25 protein-coding genes are annotated in these 25,377 nt (G+C 38.5%); 14 read left to right on the forward strand and 11 right to left on the reverse strand.

Annotation, left to right across the window (positions count from 1 at the left end; translation table 11 throughout):
* Window positions 1–30: 30 nt before the first annotated feature.
* The 3 genes from CNR22_17240 to CNR22_17250 all read left to right on the forward strand — a co-directional run bounded on the left by CNR22_17240 (window position 31) and on the right by CNR22_17250 (window position 3,605).
* Entirely contained in the window at window positions 31–333 is a 303-nt protein-coding gene (locus CNR22_17240) for a hypothetical protein (protein PBQ33447.1), read from the forward strand.
* A 55-nt stretch (window positions 334–388) separates the two neighbouring features.
* Window positions 389–1,123 carry a hypothetical protein gene (locus tag CNR22_17245; protein ID PBQ33448.1) on the forward strand — a complete coding sequence of 245 codons (735 nt, stop codon included), beginning with the start codon at window positions 389–391 and terminating at the stop codon, window positions 1,121–1,123.
* 112 nt (window positions 1,124–1,235) lie between these two features.
* Window positions 1,236–3,605, forward strand: a complete 2,370-nt coding sequence (locus CNR22_17250) for a TonB-dependent receptor (GenBank protein ID PBQ33449.1) — start codon at window positions 1,236–1,238, stop codon at window positions 3,603–3,605.
* Window positions 3,606–3,610: 5 nt separating this feature from the next.
* Here CNR22_17250 and CNR22_17255 read toward each other — a convergent pair whose 3' ends face one another.
* Window positions 3,611–4,333, reverse strand: coding sequence for an SAM-dependent methyltransferase (locus CNR22_17255; GenBank protein PBQ33450.1), 723 nt, complete (start codon window positions 4,331–4,333; stop codon window positions 3,611–3,613).
* Between the two features lie 144 nt (window positions 4,334–4,477).
* Here CNR22_17255 and CNR22_17260 point away from each other — a divergent pair, with 144 nt between their 5' ends.
* The 8 genes from CNR22_17260 to CNR22_17295 all read left to right on the forward strand — a co-directional run bounded on the left by CNR22_17260 (window position 4,478) and on the right by CNR22_17295 (window position 12,053).
* On the forward strand, window positions 4,478–5,173 hold the full coding sequence (locus tag CNR22_17260) for a 23S rRNA pseudouridine synthase F (GenBank protein ID PBQ33451.1): 696 nt from the start codon (window positions 4,478–4,480) through the stop codon (window positions 5,171–5,173).
* Between the two features lie 63 nt (window positions 5,174–5,236).
* Entirely contained in the window at window positions 5,237–5,680 is a 444-nt protein-coding gene (locus tag CNR22_17265) for a damage-inducible protein DinB (protein ID PBQ33452.1), read from the forward strand.
* A gap of 227 nt (window positions 5,681–5,907) precedes the next feature.
* Entirely contained in the window at window positions 5,908–6,432 is a 525-nt protein-coding gene (locus tag CNR22_17270) for a hypothetical protein (GenBank protein ID PBQ33453.1), read from the forward strand.
* Between the two features lie 110 nt (window positions 6,433–6,542).
* Window positions 6,543–7,868, forward strand: coding sequence for a hypothetical protein (locus CNR22_17275; protein ID PBQ33454.1), 1,326 nt, complete (start codon window positions 6,543–6,545; stop codon window positions 7,866–7,868).
* Entirely contained in the window at window positions 7,861–9,990 is a 2,130-nt protein-coding gene (locus CNR22_17280) for a methylmalonyl-CoA mutase (protein PBQ33455.1), read from the forward strand. Before CNR22_17275 ends, CNR22_17280 begins: the two co-directional genes overlap by 8 nt.
* A 28-nt stretch (window positions 9,991–10,018) precedes the next feature.
* A complete protein-coding gene (locus tag CNR22_17285; protein ID PBQ34938.1) occupies window positions 10,019–10,771 on the forward strand; it encodes a histidine kinase in 753 nt (250 codons plus the stop codon).
* Window positions 10,737–11,444 (forward strand): two-component system response regulator, encoded by a 708-nt coding sequence (locus CNR22_17290; protein ID PBQ33456.1) that lies wholly within the window; start codon window positions 10,737–10,739, stop codon window positions 11,442–11,444. Before CNR22_17285 ends, CNR22_17290 begins: the two co-directional genes overlap by 35 nt.
* A 48-nt stretch (window positions 11,445–11,492) precedes the next feature.
* Window positions 11,493–12,053 (forward strand): N-acetyltransferase, encoded by a 561-nt coding sequence (locus tag CNR22_17295; protein ID PBQ33457.1) that lies wholly within the window; start codon window positions 11,493–11,495, stop codon window positions 12,051–12,053.
* Between the two features lie 284 nt (window positions 12,054–12,337).
* Here the strand turns inward: CNR22_17295 and CNR22_17300 are convergent, their stop codons facing one another.
* Entirely contained in the window at window positions 12,338–13,282 is a 945-nt protein-coding gene (locus CNR22_17300; protein ID PBQ33458.1) for an NmrA family protein, read from the reverse strand.
* A gap of 178 nt (window positions 13,283–13,460) precedes the next feature.
* Here CNR22_17300 and CNR22_17305 point away from each other — a divergent pair, with 178 nt between their 5' ends.
* Both CNR22_17305 and CNR22_17310 read left to right on the forward strand, forming a co-directional pair.
* Complete coding sequence (locus tag CNR22_17305) at window positions 13,461–13,955, forward strand: hypothetical protein (GenBank protein PBQ33459.1); 495 nt, start codon at window positions 13,461–13,463, stop codon at window positions 13,953–13,955.
* A complete protein-coding gene (locus CNR22_17310) occupies window positions 13,955–16,228 on the forward strand; it encodes a cation/H(+) antiporter (GenBank protein PBQ33460.1) in 2,274 nt (757 codons plus the stop codon). Before CNR22_17305 ends, CNR22_17310 begins: the two co-directional genes overlap by 1 nt.
* 8 nt (window positions 16,229–16,236) lie before the next feature.
* On the opposite strand, the gene CNR22_17315 is transcribed toward CNR22_17310, so the two are convergent.
* The 7 genes from CNR22_17315 to CNR22_17345 form a co-directional block, all read right to left on the reverse strand.
* Window positions 16,237–16,869, reverse strand: coding sequence for a hypothetical protein (locus tag CNR22_17315; protein PBQ33461.1), 633 nt, complete (start codon window positions 16,867–16,869; stop codon window positions 16,237–16,239).
* A gap of 41 nt (window positions 16,870–16,910) precedes the next feature.
* The gene (locus CNR22_17320; protein ID PBQ33462.1) at window positions 16,911–17,375 is read right to left on the reverse strand and encodes a GNAT family N-acetyltransferase; all 465 of its coding nucleotides are present in this window, start codon (window positions 17,373–17,375) and stop codon (window positions 16,911–16,913) included.
* A 38-nt stretch (window positions 17,376–17,413) separates the two neighbouring features.
* Window positions 17,414–17,968 (reverse strand): hypothetical protein, encoded by a 555-nt coding sequence (locus CNR22_17325; GenBank protein PBQ33463.1) that lies wholly within the window; start codon window positions 17,966–17,968, stop codon window positions 17,414–17,416.
* Window positions 17,969–17,984: 16 nt separating this feature from the next.
* Window positions 17,985–18,293, reverse strand: coding sequence for an antibiotic biosynthesis monooxygenase (locus CNR22_17330; GenBank protein PBQ33464.1), 309 nt, complete (start codon window positions 18,291–18,293; stop codon window positions 17,985–17,987).
* A 288-nt stretch (window positions 18,294–18,581) separates the two neighbouring features.
* Window positions 18,582–19,925, reverse strand: a complete 1,344-nt coding sequence (gene accC, locus CNR22_17335; GenBank protein PBQ34939.1) for an acetyl-CoA carboxylase biotin carboxylase subunit — start codon at window positions 19,923–19,925, stop codon at window positions 18,582–18,584.
* 104 nt (window positions 19,926–20,029) lie between these two features.
* Window positions 20,030–20,518 carry an acetyl-CoA carboxylase, biotin carboxyl carrier protein gene (gene accB / locus CNR22_17340; protein ID PBQ33465.1) on the reverse strand — a complete coding sequence of 163 codons (489 nt, stop codon included), beginning with the start codon at window positions 20,516–20,518 and terminating at the stop codon, window positions 20,030–20,032.
* A gap of 242 nt (window positions 20,519–20,760) precedes the next feature.
* On the reverse strand, window positions 20,761–21,624 hold the full coding sequence (locus CNR22_17345) for a hypothetical protein (GenBank protein PBQ33466.1): 864 nt from the start codon (window positions 21,622–21,624) through the stop codon (window positions 20,761–20,763).
* Window positions 21,625–21,675: 51 nt separating this feature from the next.
* Between CNR22_17345 and CNR22_17350 the strand changes: the two genes are divergently transcribed.
* On the forward strand, window positions 21,676–22,692 hold the full coding sequence (locus tag CNR22_17350) for a hypothetical protein (GenBank protein ID PBQ33467.1): 1,017 nt from the start codon (window positions 21,676–21,678) through the stop codon (window positions 22,690–22,692).
* A gap of 267 nt (window positions 22,693–22,959) precedes the next feature.
* Here the strand turns inward: CNR22_17350 and CNR22_17355 are convergent, their stop codons facing one another.
* Entirely contained in the window at window positions 22,960–23,352 is a 393-nt protein-coding gene (locus tag CNR22_17355; protein PBQ33468.1) for a hypothetical protein, read from the reverse strand.
* Window positions 23,353–23,355: 3 nt separating this feature from the next.
* Window positions 23,356–25,338: a 1-deoxy-D-xylulose-5-phosphate synthase gene (dxs, locus tag CNR22_17360; protein ID PBQ33469.1), complete on the reverse strand. Its 1,983-nt coding sequence runs from the start codon at window positions 25,336–25,338 to the stop codon at window positions 23,356–23,358.
* Between the last annotated feature and the right edge of the window lie 39 nt (window positions 25,339–25,377).

Consider the following 25,377-nt stretch of genomic DNA (forward strand, 5'->3'; position numbering starts at 1 on the left):
AGAGCCATGAAGAATTTAAAAATACTAGCGGTGCTTGTTTTAGTTGTAGTCAATCTACAAGCACATGCGGGCATTCCAGGAGCAGCTACGCTTGAACATAAAAAAGCAGTTTCTTTCGACATTAAACTCGGACGTCTTTCGCTGATCCGTCAAAAGAGTTTGGAGCAGCAATCTTCTTCGCTTATCTTTAGGAGTGGTAATTTGGATGCAGGTTTTATTAGCGGATTGCAAAAGAAGACTAAAAATTCCTATCTGGATGGAATTCTGAAGTGGGATTTTAAAGTAAAATTCAAATTGAATAAAAATATGAATATTATTTTCTCTTATAATTAATTCGCAATAGGGGTAAAAAAAGAATTGAGTGTCCTAACTATATAAAAACAAAAAAATGAAATCTTATAAAACATCTAAACTTATTTTAATTCTTGCAATTACAGCTTCTGTTTTTTCAGCTTGTCGCAAAGGTGGTCCATGGGGTATTAAAGGAAAAGGCGAAAATGTAACAGAAACAAGGTCGGCAACAGGCTTTGATCAAATTGATCATTCTATCGACGCTGATATTTATTACACCCAGGATTCTATTTATAAAGTTGAAATATCTGCGCAACCAAACATACTTGCCGTTTTAAAAACGGAAGTAAAAAATGGCATATTGTTTTTTGACTACAGGAGAAATGTTTGGGATCACAATACGGTTAAAATTACCATTCACGCACCCAAATTAAAAGAAATCGCACTTAGCGGAAGTGGGGACATGAATTTTCAAAACGAAATCATTGCTGCAGATATGAAGATAAAGATCAGCGGTTTAGGTGAAGTCTATTTTCCAAAATTAACAGCACAAAATTTGAATATTAACATCAGTGGCAGTGGCAGTGTAAAGATTGCTGATGGTGCAGTGAAAAGTGAAAATTGTGAGATTAGTGGGTTGGGAAGTGTGGATGCTTTGGGCTTAGTTGCCGAAAATGCAGAGTTGGAAATAAGCGGTTCGGGCGACATGAAGGTGAATGTTACTGAAAATCTCGATATCAGCATTTCAGGAAGTGGAAGCGTTAGTTATAAGGGAAATCCCCGCCTTAGCAAAAGCATTAGCGGCTCAGGAAAAGTAATTCATCTTAATTAATCTTACATCTTAAATCCTTATTCCCCGGTACTCTCTTGTTTTACCACATAGATAGTACCCAGGGTGAGGCATGTCCTCACGTACCGTTTTTTTTTACCTAAACTAAAATCCTATGAAACTTATTTATACCAGGCTCATAATAGTTTTTCTATTTATAATTAGCAACACTCCAGCCAAGGCACAAACCATTACGCAAACTGTGCGGGGAACCGTAGTGGACAAAATCTCTCAGACGCCTATTCCAGGCGCAGTGGTGCAGGTGTTGAATTCCGATCCTCTTAGTGTGGCTACCACTAATGCCAATGGAGAATTTTCTCTGTCAAATGTTCCGGTGGGCAAACAGAGCGTAAAGATCACATTCATAGGTTACAAAGAAATCATTATGAATAATCTTTCGGTAAATGCAGGAAAGGAACTTGTTTTTACTGCCGGAATGGAAGAGGAAGTTACAAAAATGGAAGAAGTGGAGATCACGGCAAAGGTTGAAAAAAATAAACCGCTTAATGATATGTCTACTGTAAGCACAAGGGCGTTTTCTGTAGAAGAAACTCAAAAATTCGCGGCAGCGGCGAATGATCCGGCGCGTATGGCCCTGGCTTTTGCAGGTGTTGTATCTACCGGAGATGGTAATAATATCATTTCTGTCCGCGGAAATTCACCCAACGGTTTGTTATGGCGCATGGAAGGCGTGGAGATTCCCAATCCCAACCATTTCGCCAATGTTGGTACATCAGGTGGAGGTATTTCCATTATAAGTTCGCAACTTTTAACCAATTCAGATTTTTCAACGGGCGCTTTTGCAGCGGAGTACGGTAATGCACTGTCAGGCGTTTTTGACCTCAAACTTCGCAAAGGCAATAATCAAAAAAGAGAATATACCGTGCAGCTGGGTGTTCTTGGACTTGACCTTGCAGCAGAAGGCCCGTTCAAAAAAGGTTATGGAGGTTCTTACCTTATCAATTACCGTTACTCCACCTTATCTGTACTTGGTAAGATCGGCGTGCCCCTGGGAGATGCGATCACAAATTTTCAGGATCTTTCATTTAATATTTCGCTTCCCACAAAAAAAATTGGAACGTTTGGACTCTTCGGTTTTGGCGGCCTGAGCGACCAAATAAGTTACGCAAAAAAAGATTCTACACTTTGGAAAGAAGATGACTTTAATCGCTACGATTCGAAGTTTTATAGCAATACCGGCGCAGTGGGACTAACTCATACAAAACTTTTCGGAAATCAATCTTACCTGAAAACGGCAATGGTTTTATCCGGAAGTCAAAATGGGTATTCCCAGCTGAAAATGCTTAACAACTATGAGAACTTTATAAAGGACTATGAGCAGAAGTATGATCAGACAAAAGTTACCCTGTCTACAGTATATACCCAGAAGCTAAGTCCGAAAAGTAATATACGTGCAGGGTTTATTCTCAATCGCCTGGGATATAATTTAAACCAAAAAGACATGACCGATACTACTGTGCTTCTTGAAAAGATTCGTGTGAAAGGAAATACACAAACCGCTCAGCTTTTTTTTCAATGGAATTACAGGCTTACTTCTAAATTAACCACCAATGTTGGACTCCATTATTTTCAACTATTTTTAAATAATTCGAATTCGGTAGAGCCACGGGCCTCTTTGAAATATGCCCTTACGCAAAAAAATGTGTTTACCCTGGGTTATGGTCTTCACAGTCAATTACAGCCAATCGGCGTATATTTTGCAGAGAAGACAAGCTCCGACAATGCTACACTACAACCCAATAAAAATCTTGAACTCAGCAAGGCACATCATCTTGTTTTGGGCTACGATCACGTGCTCAATGAATTTTCTCATGTAAAAACAGAAGTATACTACCAGCACCTTTTTGATGTTCCGATTATCAAAGATCAAACCAGTACATATTCTATTCTAAACGTTACCGAAGGGTACAATACTGAAGCGCTTACGAATAAGGGGCTCGGTCGTAACTACGGCGCTGAGCTTACTTATGAGCGCTTTCTGCATCGTAACCTTTATTATTTACTGTCGGCTTCACTTTACGATTCAAAATACAGAGCCCCTAACGGAAACTGGTACAATACACGTTTTAATACGAACTATGCCCTGAGTTTTACTGCGGGAAAGGAATGGACTTTATCGGCAAAACACAAAAGCCGGATCATTGGATTTAATATTAAGTCTATTTACGTAGGAGGCTTTCGTTACACGCCAATAGACCTTCCTGCATCTGTGGCTGCGGGCGAACAAAAATTAAATGATGCTAGAACCTTTGCGGATCAAAATCCGGCTTATTACAGGTTAGACGTACGTATCAGTGTTAAGCGAAATTACAAACACGTTACAAGCACTGTGGCTTTAGATCTTCAGAATGCTACGAACCGCAAGAATGTGGGAGGCCAATATTTCGATGCAAATACAGGAGCAATAAAATACTGGTATCAAACACCGCTTTTGCCATTGCTGAGTTATAGACTGGAGTTTTAAACGCCTTATTTCGTAGCGACAAACGTTACAAAACCATCTTTTTCGTTTGCGTGTAAAATAGTCATGTTGTTATTTTCGAGCATTTCTTTTACATCCTCAGCGCTGATCCTGAATTTATTATAAGAACTCACTTTTTGATGCCAGGTGCTTCCATCGAATTCATAGATCAGATCACTAACAACAACATGCGTGGGTGAATAGTCTAAAAAACAAGTCATAATGCGTGTAGTATCGCTTTTTACAGGAATAAAGCGTTCGTTGCCAACACGTTTTTCAGAATAATCACGAAAGGATAAGATAAATTTCCCCCCGGCTTTTAATATATCGCAGGAATAATCAATAAAGCGTTCGATGTCGCTTTCATTTTCAAGGTGGGTTAAAGTGTCGCCCCAGCAAACCAACACTTCGGGATTAAGATCTTCGTGTTTTGTAACAAGGCGCATGTCCTGCTCAACAGGCGTAATCTCTAACCCTCCGCAATTTGTTTTTAATTCTTCGAGTAGGGTAGTACTTGAGTCCACAGCCCAAACTTTATAACCTGCGTTGGCCAGCGCTGCACTCTGAGCGCCGTCTCCCGCACCCAGATCAATCGCTACTTTTGTGCTTGCCGGAAAAATATGTTGCTCTTTCAGAAAATCAGAAAATTCTTTCTGGCGCGTTTCAAAATCGCCTGCCATCCAGGAGTATATCTTCGCGAGGTGATTTTCGTAGTGTTCTTTAGCGTTCATAAAATTCTTTATAACTCCACGTTTTATTCGGGTAAAAAATAAAGTGGTTTTAATTTAGTAAAAATAAACTCTTTTTTTTCTAATAGTTAGCGATTAATGTGAAATTAGTTTAAGAAGAGACAAACTTAATAATAACTTTGAAAGATGAAAATTGACAAATATATCGCCTATTATGGCTATACCTCGCGTCGCAAAGCTTGTGATCTGATAGAAGAAAAACGCGTGCTTGTAAATGGCAAAGTAGCGAATTTTAGTACAAAATTTAAAGAAGGTGATGTGATAGTAATAGATGGCGAAGAATTAAAGCCAAGAACGTTTACACCTACTTACATCGTGTATAATAAACCGAAAGGAATTGTTTGCACCACGGAAAAGATCCAGGGAAATATTGTAGATGCCATAAATCACACGGAAAAGGTGTACCCGGTGGGTAGACTGGATAAGGACTCAGAAGGGCTCATCTTATTAACCAACCAGGGTGAGATGATCGATAAAATTGCCAATGCAGCGCACGGACATGAAAAAGAATACATCGTCACGTTAAATTTACCGGTTCGTACTCAGTTCCTGAAAGAAATAGCAGAAGGTATAGAAATACAAGGCGAAAAAACAAAACCATGCACTGTGAGTCTGGAGCCCAATGCAAAAAGAATTTTCAGAATAGTATTGACTCAGGGAATGAATAGACAGATTCGTCGCATGTGCAATGCTTACGATTACCAGGTATTAAAACTTCAAAGAGTAAGGGTAATGAATATTTTGCTTGGTAAATTAAAACCAGGCGAATGGCGTGACCTTACTAAAGAAGAACTGGAAAGTCTCCTGTCTCAGTTAAATTAAGACCAACGACGGGTGGACTTTCAGAATAATTTCTAATTTTATGTGGACTTTATTTTGAACCTTATGAAAGAATTTTACAAAGAATTGTTTGACTACAATCACCAGGTGAATCAAAAACTTCTAATCGCTTTTAACGAACATTCTGACAAAGCGTCGGAGAAATCGGTTCAGTGGATCAATCATATTTTAAATGCTCACCAGGTTTGGATTAGTCGCATCGATGAGCAGGAAGAGCCGTTGAGTCCCTGGCATGTTCACTCACTGGGATATCTTAAAGACATAGATCTTTCAAACTATAACAGATCATTGGCTGTTATTTCTAATACAGATTTTACACAAGTTATTTCCTACGTTAATTCTGTTGGAAAATCTTATAAAAATAGTGTAAAAGATATTTTATTTCACGTGATTAATCATTCTACTTATCACCGGGGTCAGATTGCCACTGATTTTAAAAACTCCGGCCTGTCACCCCTGGTTACCGATTACATTGCATTTAAAAGATAACACTTTAATACTAACTTAAGAGGAATGGCGTTATGGCAATAGCATTCTACTAATGATGAAGTTTTTTTACCCATTTATTTTTATCTATTCATTTTCTGTCGCACAGCAATTCAATCGCAGCTCTTTATAAAACTGAACTAAATTTTCCTTAAAATTTCTCGGTTTTTTTTTGAATCGTATAAAAATATAGTAATAATACCGATATTAGAGCCTACCTATTACTTATTATGGAATATTTCATCGACATTCTTAAAATTATTTTACCTGCAGGACTCGTTTTTGCAGCGGCCTATTTTATCATCAAAAGCTTTTTAGACAACGATCAGAAGAGAAGAGATAGTGAAATGAAAAAGCATAACCAGGCTACGATTACGCCCTTACGTTTACAAGCTTACGAACGCATTGTTCTTTTTTTAGAGCGTATCAATCCAAGTTCACTTGTAGTGCGTGTAAATAAAAATGGGATGACAGCTCAACAGCTCCATCTTGAATTGATTAAAGCGGTTAAAAGCGAATACGAACATAATTTATCGCAGCAAATTTATGTTGGCGCAGGAGCCTGGGAGCTTGTTAAGAACGCAAAAGAAGAAGTTATAAAACTGGTTAATATTTCTTCCACAAAAGTACCGCATGATAGTAGCAGTAACGAACTGGCCATGATGGTTATTAATATCGCCTCCAATCTCGGAAAAAAACTACCAAGCGAAATCGCATTGGACTACATTAAAAAAGAAGCCAGTCTGATTTTTTAAGTTTCCTTCGTTTCAACAGTCGTTTTATAGCTTTTTTAAAGCAGCAGGCCATTTAACAGGGCTCTCAAATTGGGTTTTTTGCGTAACTTGGCCGTATAATTGAAGCCCTTATGCAGAAACTATTTAGCGATTTTAAACCAACTACCGCCGCAGAGTGGAAAGTTCAGCTTCTTAAAGATCTTAAAGGCGATACTTACGAAAATCTTGTGTGGCAAAACGATAATGGATTTGACATTCAACCGTTCTACACAGCGGAGGATTTAAAACAAAGCTATGAACCGGTTTTTACACACGCTGCCTGGGAAATTTGTGTTTTTCCAAAATTAAAAGATTCCAAAAAAGTAAATGAACAATTGCTCCTGCAACTTAATGCAGGCGCAACAGCCATCTCTTTAAATCTTAACGGACTGGATCTGGAAGTTGCTTTAAAAGATATTCAGTTAAATTATATTCAATCCACTTTTTTTGTCAATTCAAATGCTCTCGAATCGCTAAAACTATATCTTGAAAATCACTACGATGTTAGTGCGCTGCAGTGTTCACTTTTTCCGGAAGATTTAAAAACATCATCCGACATGGAAGCCTGGTTTAATGGAAGCAGAGAATTCTATAATTACGAAGGAATAAAAACATTAAGCGTCAACGCTCTTTCGTACCATAACCAGAATTGCCTGGCGTATTACGAGATAGCGATTGTTTTATCGCAACTAACCGAATACATAGAATTCTTTATCGCGAAAAAGGAAAGTCTTCCCGCTTGTAAATTTGTCGTTAAAACAGGTGTGAGTTCCGATTATTTTATTCAGATGGCTAAGTTGAGAGCTATCAGGCGTCTTTGGACTCTTCTGAAAAAAGAATATGAGCTGAAAAACGACCTTTATTTAATCGTAGAAACCACACTTACCAATAAATCCATTTCAGATAGTTATAATAATTTATTGCGCACAACCGTTGAGTCTATGGCCGCCATTTCAGGTGGTTGCGACGAATTATTAGTCACTGATTTTGATGTTCTTTTTCCTGCAAATAAATCCTTGGCTGAACGCATGTCCGTTAATCAACAACTGGTTTTGCGCGAGGAAAGTTATTTTGATAAAATGGCCGATACGGCCTGCGGATCTTTTTATATTGAAAGTATTACGGATGCTTTGGCAGAAAAAGCCTTAGCAACTTTTAAACGTTTCGAAAAAGAAGGAGGCTATTTTAAATGTCTTGAAAAAAATATCTTCTCTCAGGAAATAAAGGTTCAGGCAATGCAGAAAGAAGAACTGGTAAGGGGGCAGAAACAAATTTCTATTGGGGTGAATAAATTTAAGAATGAAAAAGAGAAAATAGAAATAAGTGCTTCTGATCTGAAAGCCCTGAAAAAATTAGACCTGAATAACCCAGTTTTAAAATTTGAATTGGAAAACTTTTTTGACAAAACCAATGCGTAGATCTTTAGAAAACCTTCATTATACTCCAAAAGGAGAAACAAATAATAGTGTTACAGAACACTATACAACCGCTGAACAGATTGATATCGCTACGAACTACCAGTCTTCAGACGTAAAAGATCTCGAACACATAAATTATACGGCAGGTTTACCTCCTTTTTTACGCGGACCCTATACCAGTATGTATGTGAAGAATCCCTGGACCATTCGTCAGTACGCGGGATTCAGCACCGCAGAGGATAGCAATGCTTTTTACAGAAGAAACTTAGCTGCCGGACAAAAAGGATTGTCAGTGGCCTTTGACTTGGCTACGCACCGGGGTTACGACAGTGATAACGAGCGGGTAGAAGGAGATGTCGGGAAAGCCGGCGTTGCCATTGATAGCATTTTGGACATGAAGATACTATTCGACCAGATTCCTCTCGATGAGATGAGTGTTTCGATGACTATGAACGGTGCAGTTTTACCCATATTGGCGTTTTACATTGTAGCCGCGAAAGAGCAGGGTGTAAGTATGGACAAACTAACCGGCACAATACAAAATGATATTCTAAAAGAATTTATGGTGCGGAATACATACATCTATCCCCCTGCGCCCAGTATGAAAATTATCGCAGATATTTTTGAATACACCTCTAAAAATATGCCGAAGTTTAACTCCATCTCTATAAGTGGTTATCACATGCAAGAGGCCGGAGCCACCGCAGATATTGAGCTAGCCTATACTTTAGCAGATGGTTTAGAGTATTTAAGAACAGGAGTAAATTCTGGTTTAGACATAGATACATTTGCTCCACGCTTATCCTTTTTCTGGGCTATTGGCATGAATCACTTTATGGAGATTGCCAAGATGCGCGCCGCGCGTATGTTATGGGCCAAGATCGTAAAACAATTTAATCCTAAAAACGCAAAGTCACTGGCTTTAAGAACACACTGTCAAACCAGTGGCTGGAGTCTTACAGAGCAGGATCCTTTTAATAATGTTACCCGCACAGCTGTGGAGGCTATGGCTGCTGCCATGGGACATACGCAGAGTTTGCATACCAACGCCTTAGATGAGGCAATTGCGTTGCCTACAGATTTTAGCGCGCGTATAGCACGTAATACGCAGTTGATCTTACAAAACGAAACCAATATCACAAAAGTGGTTGATCCCTGGGGCGGAAGTTATCATGTTGAAAAACTGACGCATGAACTGGCGCATAAAGCGTGGACTTTAATTGAAGAAGTGGAGAAACTTGGCGGCATGGCCAGGGCCATTGAAACCGGTGTACCAAAGATGCGAATTGAAGAGGCAGCGGCACGTAAACAAGCACGTATCGACGGTGGAAAAGATATTATTGTGGGAGTAAATCGCTTCCAGGTAAATGATACCACGCAAATGGATATTCTTGATGTGGACAATACGAAAGTAAGAACACAGCAAATTGAGCGTCTGAAAAAATTAAAAGCTGAACGTGATACTTCTAAAGCAGAAGCTGCATTGAATGCCTTGACAGAGGCTGCAAAAACCGGTAAAGGAAATTTACTGGAATTAGCAGTAATTGCAGCAGAACTAAGATGTACACTTGGTGAAATTTCTTCGGCACTCGAAAAAGAATTTGGAAGATACAAAGCACAAATCCGCTCTATTGCCGGAGTCTACAGCAAAGAAATTAAAATGGATAAAGATTTTTCAAAAGCGAAAGACTTAGCCGATCAGTTTTCTGAACTCGATGGCAGACGTCCACGTATTATGGTTGCCAAGATGGGACAAGATGGACATGATCGCGGTGCCAAGGTAATAGCAACGAGCTTTGCCGATATGGGTTTTGACGTGGATATTGGTCCATTATTTCAAACACCATTTGAAGCTGCAAAACAAGCAGTAGAAAATGATGTGCATATTTTGGGAGTTTCTAGTTTAGCAGCAGGCCATAAAACTTTAGTGCCACAAGTAATTGCAGAACTTAAAAAGTTCGGACGTGAAGATATTATGGTAGTTGCCGGTGGCGTCATTCCTCAGCAGGATTATGAATTCTTATTCAAAGCCGGTGTAGATTTTATTTTTGGTCCGGGTACCGTTATTAGCAAGAGCGCCATTGATATTTTGAATAAATTAATTGAGAAAGTAAAGAATTAGACTTTAGTAGTTGGACAAGAACTTAAATATTTCCATAAATCCTCTGTATAGTATTTGCAGTATTTTCCTGATCGCTGCCGGTATTATTATTTGGTATGCTCAGCGTTTAAAAAAGGAACGGAAACAAAAAAAAGTAATTGAAGATAAATACAACGAACTGGAGTTAAAAGTAAATTCTCTGGAACTTGATAGTATCAAGTACAAACTCAATCCGCATCTTTTTAAGAATACTTTAAACTCTATTCAATCACATGCGTACCAAACATATTATGCTTTAGATAAACTTTCAAATGTACTCGATTTCATTTTATATGAAAGCGACCGTACTTTTGTCTCTCTAAAAGAAGAAATAGGATTTGCTCTGAGTTTGATAGAAATCAACCGTTTAAAAGTCAGTCCTCTTTTTGATTTAAGAATTAAGAATAAAATTGGTGAAACAAATCCTCTGTACGAACAAGAACTTATTGCTCCATTGATAACCATTGATCTAATTGAGAATGCTTTTAAACATGCCGATCTTCAAAGTGACGGTGCCTTTATTTCTATTGTGTTTGAATTAAAAGACGAGGTGTTTTCGTTAACGGTCTCAAACAAAATGAGCAGCCGTCCTGCAATGAAAAAAACGAAAGGCGGATTTGGTAAAAAAAGTTTTGAAAAACGTCTCTCGATTATTTACAAAGATAATTACACGCTCGACCAGTTTACGGAAGACGATATTTATATTTCTCATTTAAAGATTAATTTACTTGAACACAAAGCTCAGATGCTTGCTATTGGATGATGAATTGCCGGGTTTAACCTACCTGCGCATGCTCTGTGAACAAATTTCTGAAGTGGAAGTAGTTCGTGCTTTTAATGATCCAATAAAGTTTGTAGAAGAAAGTAAAAATCTGGACTTCGATTTCTGCATTCTTGATATTGAAATGCCAGGACTTAGCGGACTGGAGGTTGCACGTATTTTAAAAAACAAACCTGTAATTTTTACATCTGCATACAAGGAATATGCAGCCGAGGCCTTTGACATAGACGCTGTTGATTATGTCAGAAAACCCATTGAGAAAGTCCGTCTTGAAAAAGCCATTCAGAAAATCGTCAGCCAGCTAAATGAATCTCCAAAAGAAAAAGAAAAACAATTTATTCAATTGAACACGAATAAGGGTAAAGCCTTGTTGAGTTTTAGTCAACTCATCCAGGTCACAAATTCTTCTACTGACAAAAGGGATAAGCTGGCAATTCTGGAAACAGGTGAAGAACTCGTTCTTAAAAATATTTCTTTCGGCCAATTACTTTCCTTTCTGCCGACAAAAGAGTTTTGTCGCATTAATAAAAAGGATGTTATCGCTATGCGGGCCGTAAAATTTTATTCGCATACTAATATTAGCCTTATTAATAATCAGGTATTGACACTCAGCGATAATTTTAAAAATGATTTTATTACGAAGTTGAGGCTTTAATTGCCCTTTTTCAGGTTTTGTAATATCTTTATTTGATTTATTTAACGCATGGAATTCGAAAGCCTTTATACAGAGCGTCTTCAACTAAAAAAGTTCACACCCGAGGGACTTAAATACGTATTTGATACTTTTTCTAAGGAAGAAGTAAGAAAGAAATTGGGCCTTTTAAGCGACGAGGAATTTGAACGCGAAAAAATGAAAATAGAAGGGGGTTTTAAAACCTACGACAGAACTCTTGTACATTTTAAACTAATTTTAAAGGAAAGTAACGACGTGATAGGAGCAGGTGGCTTTCATAACTGGTATGCCATTCACCGCAGAGCAGAGTTAGGTTATATGTTGAATAAAGACGATTATAAAAAGAAGGGCTATATGCACGAAGCTGTATGCGCAATGTTGGATTATGGATTTACAACTATGGATCTAAACAGAGTAGAAGCTTCCATAGCTCCGGAAAATGTGGCTTCACAAGCACTCATACTTAAAAATGGATTTACGCGGGAAGCTTATTTAAAACAAAATTATATAAGTGATGGTATAATTTTTGACTCTGTGATTTATCGTTTATTGAAGGAGGAATATGAAATCCATAAAAGGTCGAAAGTATAAATAGGATCAGAAACTAAAATTATTAATGCAAATAACTTCAGGGAGCTATATTGCTGTTCTGAAGGTTAGCAAGGGTGAATAAGTCGACACGAAGATGTATAATAGCTCACGAATTAGTATATTTTAGGGATATGATCTTGTACGGAAAACGCGAAGAATTTACAGCTTCCAGGTAGAATGAGCCCTCACTCATGCTGGCAATTGGGAGTACCTGATGCTTAACTTTTGTTGATGCCGCTAAATTGTTTCCGTAAAACCGTAAGAGGCATGTGTTAACGAACCTGTTATGAAGCGTTATGTGTACTGCTCAAACTTATCGGGCTTTTCTCTACGCCTTGTAAAATCAAATAGTCTTTAATGCCCGTCCACCTCATAGTGTAGCGCAAATTATCGTGGTGATTGAGAACAGCTTTGCCCTCCATCATGTCCCTCATATATTGCATACCTTGCCATGCGGGATAGAGTTCTGTTTTAGAACGGTCGAAAAGTTTAGCGATGTGAATAATCGCATTTAAAAGTGAAATGCCGCCTGGTCTGAATAATTTGTAAGGCGAAGTACTTAGTTCAGTCATTATCTTTCTAACGTCTTCTGTACTTGCACTGTCACCTGCTATTCTTAAATAACGTGGTGTTTCATCATCTAAAGCAACTTTGGCAGTATATTCAGCAACGTTTAAAGTGGTTGTAAAATCCATCTTAATAGTTGAGTTTCCCCAGCTAAGAATTCTTTTTTTCTTAAAAAGGATTAAAGGCATATCGGTTGTCAGGAGATCCATGAAAGCCCCGTTAAAAATTGTAGTCGCTTTTATGGGTGCTTTATCCAGGTAGGTATGAAATTCTCGCCTCAAATCTAAATTGCGGTTTTTACCCGGACTAAGACGAGTGAAATCAGTAGAAAAATCGCTTGGAATAAAACGCGGTACACCGGCCAGCAAGGCGCCATCTAGTAAAACTTTTTGTGCTTTAATTACCGTGTCTTCTAATCCTGCAAGTACCGAAACTACGCAACTTGCTCCAAGACACGCTTTAGCAATTTCGTTTTTATCGTGCATGTTGATTTGAAAAACTTTTATCCCTTTTTGTTCAAGGCTTGAAATTTTTAGTGTATCGCTCGTTTTTCTCACCAGAGCCCTTATCTCTAATCCTAAAGGCGCATTAGCTAATAAAGCATCAACGATTTTAGTCCCTATGTTACCGGTAGCACCAGCCACTACAATAATTTTTTCCATACAATAAACCCAGTAATTACGAAGTCTGTTGGTAAACAATCAAAAGCGTGAATTGTTTAACTAGCAACGCGCACCTGCCTTGTTACATTTTTCTCCTGCTTTATTACATTTCTTGATTTATTCGCGTTTGTATCCTTCTATAACCCCGATTTACAAATTACCTTTGCTAACTATAGCTATGAAATTCTTTATTTTTAGTCTGACCCTCCTTCTAGCGGGAGTTATGTCTGCCCAAACAGGTGCAGGCGTTGGACTCTACGCTACAGGTTCAGAAACAGGAATTGGCTTTCGTTCGGGTAAAGAAACGCGTTGGGTAATCGACGCGCGCATTGCAAAGGCTAATATTTACAGTGAAAAAAACAAAGCTTCGTCTTTCAGTACTGAACTTTCTGGCGTTTGCAGAATTGTGAAACTCGAGAAAGTGCGTTTTCATTTGGGATTGGGTTATAAAGCAGAATGGAACATACATGCTGAAAACAGACATGGGCTGGTAGTGCCGGTTGGTGTAGAAGCATTTCCCTTTCCATTTCAAAACGCAGGTTTATTTTTTGAAGCTGCTGCCTTCTGTATGTCAGATCCACAGCAAAATTATTATTCCGGTATTCGCACTTCTGCTGGATTTGTCTTTTATTTTATTCGCAAACCAAAACTTTCTAATACAACGGCTCCTTAATGAAAAATTTTAAAAATACTTTATTCTACATCGTCATCATTGGTGGATTTTCGGCCATCATGTATTTTATTCTTATTCAAGGCAAAGGACAAGAAGCAGGACGCTTTTTCCAGGAAACCAAAGCATCCGGCTCCAACGTTTGGGAGACATTGGTAACTACTTATCACTACAATGTAACACATCCGCTTGCCATTTTACTTCTGCAAATTATTACTATCATTCTTGTGGCCAGGTTCTTTGGATTTATTTGTAAGAAAATAAAACAGCCTACCGTAATCGGAGAAATCGTAGCTGGAATTTTTCTTGGCCCTTCTTTTATCGGGTCTTATTTCCCTGAATTTTCCGGTTTTCTTTTTCCTAAACAATCCCTTAGTAATCTGCAGTTTTTAAGCCAGATAGGTCTTATCCTGTTTATGTTTATCGTGGGAATGGAGCTCGATTTAAAAATGCTTAAAAACAAAGCAAAAGATGCTGTTATCATCAGTCATGCCAGTATTATTTTTCCTTTTACATTAGGATTAGGGTTAGCATACTATATCTATCAAATATTTGCTCCGCCCACCATTAATTTTTTATCCTTTGCTTTGTTTACCGGAATCGCCATGAGCATTACCGCCTTCCCGGTGCTCGCGCGCATTGTGCAAGAGAAAGGATTAACCAAAACAAAACTGGGAACCATTGTTATTACCTGTGCCGCGGCTGATGATATAACCGCCTGGTGTATTCTGGCCGCCGTTATTGCTATCGTAAAAGCAGGCTCCGTGATAAGCTCGCTTTACACTATTGCAATGGCACTCGCTTACGTATTTATCATGCTTAAACTGGTGCGGCCATTTTTGAAAAACGTAGGTGATAAATACTCTAACAAAGAAGGTCTTAGTAAACCGGTAGTTGCGGTGTTTTTTATAACACTTTTATTATCTTCCTACATTACAGAAGTAATTGGTATTCACGCTTTGTTCGGAGCATTTATGGCGGGTGTTATTATGCCTGCTACCACAAGCTTCCGTAATATTTTTATTGAAAAGGTGGAAGACGTTTCTCTGGTGCTCTTACTTCCGTTATTTTTTGTTTTCACCGGTTTACGAACGCAAATAGGTTTATTGAACGAACCTTACCTTTGGCAAATATGCGGTTTAATAATCCTTGTTGCCGTTACAGGAAAGTTTGTAGGAAGTGCGCTGGCCGCAAAATTTGTGGGACAAAGCTGGAAGGAAAGTTTGATGATCGGAGCCTTGATGAATACACGCGGACTTATGGAACTGATAGTTCTTAATATTGGTTACGATCTTGGTGTTCTTAATCCTCAGGTTTTCGCTATGATGGTAATTATGGCACTGGTAACTACATTAATGACTGCTCCAGCCCTGGAATTGATTAATTGGTTTTTTAAGGAAAAGGTTGCAACAACTATAAACGAAGGAATCAGAACTTCAAAATACAATATTCTCGTTTCCTTTGGTAGTCCGCAAAAAGGAGTGTCCCTCTTAAAACTCGCCAACAGTTTGGTGAGAAAATCTATAGAGACTTCCAATATTACGACGATGCATCTTACGCCAAGCACCGAGATAAACCAATTTAATTTCCAGGAATATGAAAAGGAAAGTTTCAGACCAGTGAAACTCGAAGCAAAAAAACTAAATCAGCCTATTCATGTTTTTTTCAAGCCTTCACCGGATATTGAAGGAGAAATTATTCAAACTACCAATGCAGGCAATTATGATCTTCTTTTAATCGGTATTGGTAAATCTGTGTTTGAAGGTTCTTTATTAGGCGAAATTGCAGGTTTTACATCCAAGATCATAAACCCTACAAGGTTTATTGAAACTGTAACAGGTAAAGAAAAGCTTTTTGAAAGTGCACTTTTTGACGAAAAAATTAAATACATCATAAAGTCTTCTAAAGTTCCGGTTGGAATTTTGATAGATAAAAAATTAGATAAAGTTGAGCGTGTTTACGTTCCTATTTATTCTATAAGTGATAGTTTTTTGTTGGTGTATGTACAGAAACTAATAGTTAACAGCCAGGCACAGGTAAGTATCTTAGATGTGGTAGGAGTAATTCGTCAAACTCCCGAACTTTATGAAACGATCCGTTCTATTGAACAAAAAGCTCCTAATCAAATAGCTCTTCAGGATGATAAGATTGTTGACGAAGAGTTTTTAAATGAACAGGATCTGATGTTGATCAGTCTCGACAGCTGGAAAAGAGGAATAGAAGAGGAAAGCCTCAGAATTTCAGAGAAAAGTTCTGTGCTAATTTTGAAACCCTGATCCTTGGCCTATTTTTGACCAGAGGTTATAGGACGATTTGCTGTTTTATTAAATCCTACTTCCTGTATTTGAATGCCATTGGTAGATAATGGATTTATACGTATGTAGCCGAAATTGTTGCCAATTTTCACCCCAACGTACCCTGCACTGAAATCCCAGCTTGCAGAGCATTGCTGTAAACGCAGAGCTATAGAATTTACCCATACATTTTCCTGGCCAATCACGATTGACTCTTTGAAAATTTTCGCTCCGGGACTAGTGTTTTGCGCGGCTAAAGAACTTTGTGAATTTAGCGCAGAAATAACAACCAGGTAATTGTAAGTTGGACAGTGTCCACAATACTCGCTACCGGTATATAGACTATGACTCGCTTTCAACAAGTAATCTGCAACCTGATCTCCGTTTACATCCAGATTATATGTAGTGGTTGAATCGGAAGGTAGTGGGTAAGTGTAGGCACAGGCGGAATTGTTGAACGAGTAGGAGAGCACCGACTGTATAGTAATTCCGCTTTTAAATTCTGAATAAATAATTTCATCTTTTGGTTCTTCCGTTTGAATTGCAGGATTTTCAGATTTTTTCTTGCAGGATAGGCTAAAAAGAAGACTTAGAGTTAAGATACCTGAAATATAATTTTTCATAGCGCTTGGGATTAATTGGTTGCTAAAGATCTATACGTGCTTCATCGCCTTAGGGTTGGGTTATAGTTCATTTTATATAAGTCTAAACCCGGAGCCCAGTAATTTTCTATAACTTCCATCAATTCAAATCCTTTTTTTTCGTAGAATTTGTAAACTAATTGGGTAGTTCTTACTATAATGGTTTTCAGCTCGGTAAATTCTTCCAGCTTTTTTAACCTGTAATCAAATAAGGTACTTCCGAGAGATTTACCCTGGTAATCGGGGTGAAAAATATCCCAACTTATCTTTCCTACAGCAGCATTCCCGGAAAAATTAAATCCCCCACAGCCAACAATACTCTCCTCATATTCAAGAACGAAATAATATTCAAGTTCATTCTCTAAATAATAACTAAAATCTTTTTCTTCTTCGGGCGCAAAGTAGCGTGGTGTATTTAGGCGCAGCAAATTTAAAACCTGCTGCTTATCTTCGGCTGTATATGTTCTGATTCGTGTCTCACTACCCATATAAACTAAAATTTAATTGCTATCACTAATTTCAGATATTAATCGGAAAGGTATTCACAAACATGTAAAATGTTTTTATCACTCAACCAAAGAACTAAGAAGTAAGGATTATAAATAATACCATCATAAAGCAATTTATAATTTTCAAAATAAGTATCCACAGGAAGTTCTGTGTCGAAAAAATCTCTGGAGATCACGTAAAAGGCAGGGGAAGTTGAGAGAGTTAGGATATCTATAAATTTATCGAGGAGGTATCTTTCTTCTTGTTCCAGCGGTACTAAAGAGTTTTTAGGAATTTGTCTATCAAAAAAATGAACGGCTTCGTTTTTAGAAAATTTCCTAAAGTCAGAAAGACTTATCTGTTCAAGATTTAAAGCATGACCCAGAAAGTTTCTTGTGGGATCTTCGTTAAGACGAATGATTTTATGAAAGTCTTCATGCTTAAAATTTTCAGGAGTCAGAAAATCGTTCATGATTTTTTCGCCATCGGCTTCTGATGCGATAGCTATCGGATTTATTTGATAGTCATTGATGGAAAAAATAGAATAGGTTGAAGTTGTTTCGCTACGGCTTAATAGTTTAAAGCTTGTCATATCTACACGATACAGTTTAAACTCCTAGGCCCCCAACGATTTCCAGCTCCTGCCCTTTCTGCGGCATGCCATCCAAAATAGGCATAGCCTTCATAATAACCGATCTCACACTTTCAAGTTTTAAAGAATTATCGTGATCTTCTTTCGTATGCCAGATTTCTGTTACCCAAACAGAATCAGTATCATTCGCGTCTTTTCCAATAGCATAAAGGTCGCAACCTTTAGCCGCGGTTAACGTTTGCGCGGCTTCGAGTAGAATAGAGGAGAGCTCTTCTCCTTTTCCTTCTTTCGCTTTTAATTTTCCGTGTAGCAAATATTTTTTCATGTACTTTTTAATAAGGACTTAAATTAAGAATTTATAGCAGGCATTAAAATTAAATTTTCTTTTGGCATATACTGGAAATGTCAATGTTTTCGAGCAAAATCGTGAAGTGAAATTTGCCAACGGCAAATTAATCCGTGAAATTCTTAGCCTAACAGATCAGCGAAATCAGTAGGGTCAGCGTCAGAACTGTTTAAACAGAACAGCATTCGCCATGGTGAAACTGCGCAACCTGTACTACAACAAAAAAGCCACCCTGGGGTGGCTTTCTATATTATCGCATTTTGTCAATTAAGCGTTTTTAAAATCCCAGGTCTCCATAAACTTCGTAGTATAATCTCCTGCTTTAAACTGCTCGTTCTGCATCAATTTAATATGAAACGGAATAGTGGTCTTAACCCCTTCAATTACATATTCACTTAAAGCACGGTGCATTTTTGCAATCGCTTCTTCACGGGTTTGTGCTACGGTAATTAATTTTCCAACCATACTGTCGTAGTTTGGTGGAATTCTGTAACCACTGTAAACGTGCGAATCCACGCGAATACCATGTCCACCCGGTGTATGAAGTGTAGTAATTGTTCCCGGTGAAGGAGCAAAATTCATAAACGGATTTTCAGCGTTTATACGGCATTCGATAGCGTGTAATTGCGGGTAATAATTTTTACCTGAAATTGGTACACCAGCCGCCACTAAAATTTGTTCGCGAATTAAGTCGTAATTAATTACTTCTTCTGTGATAGGGTGTTCCACCTGAATACGGGTGTTCATCTCCATAAAGTAGAAGTTACGGTGTTTGTCCACCAAAAACTCAACTGTTCCTACACCTTCGTAAGCGATAGATAAAGCAGCTTTTACTGCAGCATCACCCATGGCATCACGCAGTTCAGGGGTCATAAATGGCGAAGGCGTTTCTTCTACCAGTTTTTGGTGACGACGTTGAATACTGCAATCACGTTCACTTAAGTGACAAGCTTTACCGTATTGATCGCCCACAATCTGAATTTCGATGTGACGAGGCTCTTCGATGTATTTTTCCATGTACATGGCTCCGTTACCAAATGCGGCTGAAGCTTCGTGAGTAGCGCTGTCCCATGCTGGTTGAAATTCTTCTTCATTCCATACAATGCGCATTCCTTTTCCACCTCCACCGGCTGTGGCTTTTATAATAACAGGATATCCTATGCCTTTAGCAAGTTCTTTTCCCTGGTCGGCGCTTTCGAGCAGACCTTCGGAGCCAGGTACGCAGGGTACGCCAGCTTCTATCATGGTTGCTTTAGCATTGCTCTTATCTCCCATCTTGTTAATCATTTCGGGAGAAGCACCAATAAATTTAATTTTATTCTGACGGCAAATTTCAGAGAACTTGGCATTTTCACTTAAGAATCCATATCCCGGGTGAATAGCGTCAGCATTTGTAATTTCGGCAGCAGCAATAATGCTGGCCATGTTAAGGTAACTTTCTTTACTTGGCGGGGGCCCAATACATACGGCTTCATCGGCAAACTTAACATGCAGAGAATCTTTGTCAGCGGTTGAATATACCGCTACCGTCTTAATTCCCATTTCGCGGCAGGTACGTATAACCCTGAGCGCAATTTCGCCACGATTTGCTATTAATATTTTTTTAAACATACTTTTAGAGTTTATGGTTTGAGGTTCCAGGTTTCTGGCTAAGCAAACCTGCCAGAGGCAGCGCAACCAGATACAAGAAACTTAGAAACTTCAAACATTAATAATTAAGAAGGGTCTACCAAAAATAATGGTTGATCGTATTCTACAGGAGTAGCGTCGTTTACAAGAACTTTTACAATTTTGCCTTTCACGTCACTTTCAATCTCATTGAATAATTTCATGGCTTCAATAATACAAACTGCTTTTCCTACAGCGATTTCATCACCTACATTTACAAATACAGGTTTATCAGGACCTGCAGAACGGTAAAAAGTACCGATCATAGGCGATTTAATAGTAATATATTTTGACTCATCAATGCCACCTGTGGTAGTACCTTTGTCAGTAGCTCCAGGCGTTACAGCAGGTGCAGCTGCTTGCGCTACCGGAGTTGCCACCGGCGCTGCTATCATTGGCGCTGCCTGCATCATTACTGGCTGTCCGCTCTTAGGGGTGCGGATAACGATCTTAATTTCCTTTGTTTCCAATTCAACTTCGCTCACGCCGCTTTTAGAAACAAATTTAATGAGATCCTGAATTTCTGTTAACTTCATTTGTGTAGTTTTTAGTTAGTAATTAAATCCTTCGTGCCGGGAAAAGGCTCCAGGATTTTCTGGTAATTATTTGTAGTTAGTGGGGCAAAAGTAGAAGTAATTTTGATTAAAAAAAGTCTTTTTTAGCTTGATTTATAACAAAATGAGTGTTTTTAAGTCGTTTTTGCCCAAAAAGGACATATTTAACACAAAAAAATCCGTTTCACTTAAAAGTAAAACGGATTCCTGAATTTTTAAAGGTTTTAGAACAAAATTCCCACATTTATGCGAATTCCACTCGCTTTTAGGTTTTGTTTGATAAAAGTAGATTTTCCAGAACTAGCTTCTGTTTTATAGAAAGTATATTCCGATTCGCTCTTAGTTTGATTTAAAAGACTTCTGAAATAATTAATATTGATGAATACAGAAGTTGAACCGGCAATACGGTATTCTGCACCTAAACCTGCGTTAAAACAAAGTCTTAAGGGAGCAAAGTCTTTGCTTACATCAATATCTGTTTGAGAAGATGCACCAGATGTTGGAACATACGTGAAAGTCGAATCAAATTTACCTGAGCTTAAGTAAGAATCCTCGGCAGTAGCTTTTAAACGAATGCCAAGTTCTCCGCCAAACATTCCGAAATATTTAAAGCCACTATATTCTTTAGTAGAAAGCTTTAACATAATAGGAATTGTTACGTAAGATGTTTTAACCGTTCTACCTTCTAAGATAAATGCCGTGTTAGATTTAACCTGTTTATTATTCGTTCCATCGGTTTTGTTGTTAGGGGCCACAAATACATTGCTTTCGTCTAAAAGATAGGTTACCTGGTAATTATTCACAGGGTCATTTCTGAAAGTGTATTTCCCACCTTCAAAGTCCCCGCCAATTCCTGTAAGGAATGAGGCTACATCTGACATCCTGAATTCAAGATTTAATCCAAATCCAAATCCAAATTTTGCTCCGTTGGGCGTAGCGTTTTTATCTCCCGAAGTAAACCAGGTAGGTTGCGGACTAACTCTTAATCCAAAGCGTACTTTACTGGGTTTTGATGCAGGATCCTGAGCTAATAAAGAGGTGCTTATGAGAGAGAACGTTATTAGGGAGAATAATAATTTTTTCATCATTATTTTTTTTATTGATTAGTTTTACAAATATAAAAAATAGATCTTCCTGCTATGAAAAAAAGAATTCTTTTTATTGCTGCTCCATTGTTCATTCTTTTTGCCTGTGAACCAGATAAACTGGACGTAGATGTTTCTGAAGTAAAAACAGAATCTCTCAAGTTAATGCGCCTTGAAGACGATCTTTTTCAATTAAACCCGTCAAATTTTGACGCAAAAGCACCAGGTGTTAAGGCTAAGTATGGGGCTTTCTACGAACATTTTCTTATTAATCCGCTTGGTCTTAACGGTACAAAGGACACCGCCTATAAAGCCATGGTGCTTGATTTCGTTGGTAATAAAGATGTGAAAGAAGCCTACGCTGACGTGAAGACTTTGTATCCTGCTTCGAAATTCGAAAAAACAGCTTCGGAAGTGGAGGCCATGATCAAACGGTTTCACTACCATTTTCCCACAAGGAAATTACCAACACGACTTATTACCTGCACTACCGGATGGAATTATGCTTTTGCTTATCTTGACAGTGCACTGGTTGTTAGTCTGGATATGTATCTGGGAGAGAATTCGAAATTTTACCAGATGTTGAACTATCCACAATACCAGGCGAGGAAAATGAACGAGGCACATTTACTACCAGATATAGCGCGCGGATGGATACTAACAGAGTTTGATAAAACTACACCGGAGAATACTTTGCTCAATCATACCATTTTTTACGGAAAACTTTATTATGCTGTCAATGCGTTAGTGCCAGACCTCGCGGACAGTCTTATAATAGGGTATACGGCCAAACAAATGAAATCTTGTGAAATGTATCAGAAAAATTACTGGAGTTATTTCGCTGAAAAAAACAGGTTGTACGAAAACAATATGAACACCATTCGTGAACTCACGAGTGAAGGTCCTTTTACAGCAGCCATCAGCAGAGAGTGCCCGCCCCGCATAGCTATGTGGATTGGTTGGCAGATTGTAAGAAGCTACATGAAGAATAATAAAGAGGTAACGCTTGAGCAGTTAATGGACGATACCAACGCGCAAAAAATTCTCTCAAAAAGCAAGTACAGGCCTTAGTTGGAGGCAGGACTTAAGGGACTTAAGAGAACCAGGATAGAAAAATCAGTCTTGTTTCTCTTATGTCTTGAATCCCTTCAGTCCCGCCTAATGTTACTTTTCGTAACACTTTTTCATAAAAGAAAAATGATTAGCCTTCTCGTAGCAATTATAGACCCCTAGGCAATTTACCACTAAGGTCCTCAGTTCACTGAGGTGCACTAATAAAAAGAGAGCGTCTGCCGTAGAGAACTAAGTGTTTCTAAGTGATCTTAGTGCCTCAGTGGTTTACTTCTCGTAACACTTTTTCATATACGCAAAGTAATGATCTTTCCAACCCTTTTTAAGACTCTCGCCCTGTCCTTCCGGAATGTTAGTGTGTGTAATAGTCACCAACGTGTGATCGTCTTTGTAGGTGAAAAATAATTCGATAAGCGAATCTTCATCATTTGCTGCGAAGTCAGTAGTTCGCCATTTTTGAATAATTTTTTTGTAAGGGAAGATTTCTACGTTAGTGCCACTGATGAAACCATCCCAGGCTGTAAATCTCCCGCCTTCATTAGGACTTGTAGTTGCTTTAGAACCTCCTGTAAATTCTGAGTGCGTTTTGTCGTTTAGCCAGCCTGTAAATACTTCTTTAGCTGCGCAGTGTAATTTCACAGATACTTTAAATTTTTCCACTAATTATGCTTGTTTTTTGCCAGGAAGCGTATCTGGGCTTTGCTTCCTAACTGGTTGTTTTTCCTCTAAGATTTGAATCGCTGTTTCTGCAATTTTCTTTGGGGAAAAACCACATTCTTCGTAAAGTTCGGCCTGTTCGCCGTGCTCTATAAATTGATCAGGTATGCCTAAACGCACTACCCTGGCAGAATACTGATGGTCTGCCATGAATTCCAGCACAGCACTGCCCATTCCACCCATGATACAGCCGTCTTCAACGGTGATCACTTTATTATATGTTGAAAATACTTCGTGTAATAATTCTTCGTCGATAGGTTTTGCGAAACGCATATCGTAATGTGCCGGATCAATGCCTTTTTCTTTTAAAAGCTCAAGGGCCTGAGTAACCAGGTTACCCGGGTGTCCAAGCGACAAGATCGCAACGTCTTTTCCGTCTTTAATTTTTCTTCCTTTTCCAATTTCAAGTTTGGCAAAAGGCGTTTTCCAGTTTACCATCACACCTTGTCCGCGTGGATAACGAATACTGAAAGCGGTTTTTACTTCATCCAGTTGAGCCGTGTACATTAAGTTGCGCAACTCCTCTTCATTCATAGGTGCACTCACAATCATGTTGGGAATACATCTGAAATAAGCGATGTCGTATGCCCCGTGATGCGTGGGACCATCGGCACCTGCAAGACCACCGCGATCAAGACAAAATATGACTTTTAAATTTTGTAGTGCTACATCATGAATCACCTGATCATAGGCCCTTTGCATGAAAGAGGAATAGATGTTGCAAAAAGGAACAAGTCCCTGCGTTGCTAATCCGCCACTAAAAGTTACTGCGTGCTGTTCTGCTATGCCAACGTCAAATGCGCGATCGGGCATAGCTTTCATCATAATGTTCAAAGAACATCCGGATGGCATGGCAGGTGTTATTCCTACAATAGATAAATTTTTTTCGGCTAGTTCAACAATTGTGTGACCAAAAACATCCTGATATTTGGGAGGCTGAGGCGTTTTAGGAATTACTTTGATAATCTCCCCGGTTTCTTTATTAAACAATCCTGGAGAATGCCAAATAGTTTCATTTCCTTCTTCGCTGAACTTATAACCTTTTCCTTTTTTTGTAAGAATGTGCAATAATTTCGGACCCGGAATATCTTTTAAATCGGCAAGCACCTTTGTAAGGCGCACCACGTCGTGCCCGTCAACAGGACCGAAATAACGGAATTTTAAAGATTCAAATAAATTACTTTGTTTTAATAAACTCGTCTTAACAGCATTTTCTACTTTGCTTGCAATTTCTTGCGCGTTCGGGCCAAATTTACTGATCTTGCCGAGCAATTCCCAAATCTTGTCTTTCGCTTTGTTGTAAGTATGTGAAGTGGTAATGTCGGTTAAATATTCTTTTAATGCTCCAACATTCGGATCAATGCTCATGCAATTGTCGTTGAGCACTACTAACAGATTGGCATTTTGAACACCGGCGTGATTTAATCCCTCGAAGGCTAAACCGGCCGTCATCGCTCCATCGCCAATTACAGCAATGTGTTGCTTGTCATTTAATTCTTTGTATTTGCTGGCAACCGCCATTCCTAAGGCTGCACTAATGGAAGTAGAGGAGTGACCAACGCTGAAAGTATCGTATTCACTTTCACTTCTTTTAGGAAATCCGCTTATGCCTTTATAAACGCGGTTCGTATGAAAAACGTCACGACGTCCGGTTAAAATTTTATGTCCGTAAGCCTGGTGGCCTACATCCCAAACCAATTGGTCGTATGGTGTGTTAAAGATATAATGTAAGGCAACGGTTAATTCAACAACACCGAGAGAAGCTCCAAAGTGCCCTCCTTTTACAGAAACGAGGTCGATAATGTATTGTCGTAATTCTGAACTAAGTTGTTCTAGTTGGTCTTCGTTTAATTTTTTTACATCCGAAGGAGAATTAATTTTCGCTAATAATTCCCCTGGAATAAATCCAGAACCTTTTACAATTTCCATTGGTACAAAGATAAAATTATTTAACTCAATCTTAGCCAA

This window comes from Sphingobacteriaceae bacterium (assembly GCA_002319075.1).
Taxonomy (GTDB): domain Bacteria; phylum Bacteroidota; class Bacteroidia; order B-17B0; family Aurantibacillaceae; genus Aurantibacillus.

What these genes read in the sequence shown, in the direction of transcription:
- CNR22_17270 (PBQ33453.1), top strand. Translation starts at nt 5,908, where the DNA reads ATGGAATATTTCATCGACATTCTTAAAATTATTTTACCTGCAGGACTC.
- CNR22_17350 (PBQ33467.1), top strand. Translation starts at nt 21,676, where the DNA reads ATGAAAAAAAGAATTCTTTTTATTGCTGCTCCATTGTTCATTCTTTTT.
- CNR22_17245 (PBQ33448.1), top strand. Translation starts at nt 389, where the DNA reads ATGAAATCTTATAAAACATCTAAACTTATTTTAATTCTTGCAATTACA.
- CNR22_17265 (PBQ33452.1), top strand. Translation starts at nt 5,237, where the DNA reads ATGAAAGAATTTTACAAAGAATTGTTTGACTACAATCACCAGGTGAAT.
- CNR22_17315 (PBQ33461.1), bottom strand. Translation starts at nt 16,869, where the DNA reads ATGAAAAATTATATTTCAGGTATCTTAACTCTAAGTCTTCTTTTTAGC.
- CNR22_17300 (PBQ33458.1), bottom strand. Translation starts at nt 13,282, where the DNA reads ATGGAAAAAATTATTGTAGTGGCTGGTGCTACCGGTAACATAGGGACT.
- dxs (PBQ33469.1), bottom strand. Translation starts at nt 25,338, where the DNA reads ATGGAAATTGTAAAAGGTTCTGGATTTATTCCAGGGGAATTATTAGCG.
- accC (PBQ34939.1), bottom strand. Translation starts at nt 19,925, where the DNA reads ATGTTTAAAAAAATATTAATAGCAAATCGTGGCGAAATTGCGCTCAGG.
- CNR22_17310 (PBQ33460.1), top strand. Translation starts at nt 13,955, where the DNA reads ATGAAAAATTTTAAAAATACTTTATTCTACATCGTCATCATTGGTGGA.
- accB (PBQ33465.1), bottom strand. Translation starts at nt 20,518, where the DNA reads ATGAAGTTAACAGAAATTCAGGATCTCATTAAATTTGTTTCTAAAAGC.
- CNR22_17325 (PBQ33463.1), bottom strand. Translation starts at nt 17,968, where the DNA reads ATGACAAGCTTTAAACTATTAAGCCGTAGCGAAACAACTTCAACCTAT.
- CNR22_17250 (PBQ33449.1), top strand. Translation starts at nt 1,236, where the DNA reads ATGAAACTTATTTATACCAGGCTCATAATAGTTTTTCTATTTATAATT.
- CNR22_17280 (PBQ33455.1), top strand. Translation starts at nt 7,861, where the DNA reads ATGCGTAGATCTTTAGAAAACCTTCATTATACTCCAAAAGGAGAAACA.
- CNR22_17320 (PBQ33462.1), bottom strand. Translation starts at nt 17,375, where the DNA reads ATGGGTAGTGAGACACGAATCAGAACATATACAGCCGAAGATAAGCAG.
- CNR22_17305 (PBQ33459.1), top strand. Translation starts at nt 13,461, where the DNA reads ATGAAATTCTTTATTTTTAGTCTGACCCTCCTTCTAGCGGGAGTTATG.
- CNR22_17260 (PBQ33451.1), top strand. Translation starts at nt 4,478, where the DNA reads ATGAAAATTGACAAATATATCGCCTATTATGGCTATACCTCGCGTCGC.
- CNR22_17330 (PBQ33464.1), bottom strand. Translation starts at nt 18,293, where the DNA reads ATGAAAAAATATTTGCTACACGGAAAATTAAAAGCGAAAGAAGGAAAA.
- CNR22_17275 (PBQ33454.1), top strand. Translation starts at nt 6,543, where the DNA reads ATGCAGAAACTATTTAGCGATTTTAAACCAACTACCGCCGCAGAGTGG.
- CNR22_17255 (PBQ33450.1), bottom strand. Translation starts at nt 4,333, where the DNA reads ATGAACGCTAAAGAACACTACGAAAATCACCTCGCGAAGATATACTCC.
- CNR22_17345 (PBQ33466.1), bottom strand. Translation starts at nt 21,624, where the DNA reads ATGATGAAAAAATTATTATTCTCCCTAATAACGTTCTCTCTCATAAGC.
- CNR22_17295 (PBQ33457.1), top strand. Translation starts at nt 11,493, where the DNA reads ATGGAATTCGAAAGCCTTTATACAGAGCGTCTTCAACTAAAAAAGTTC.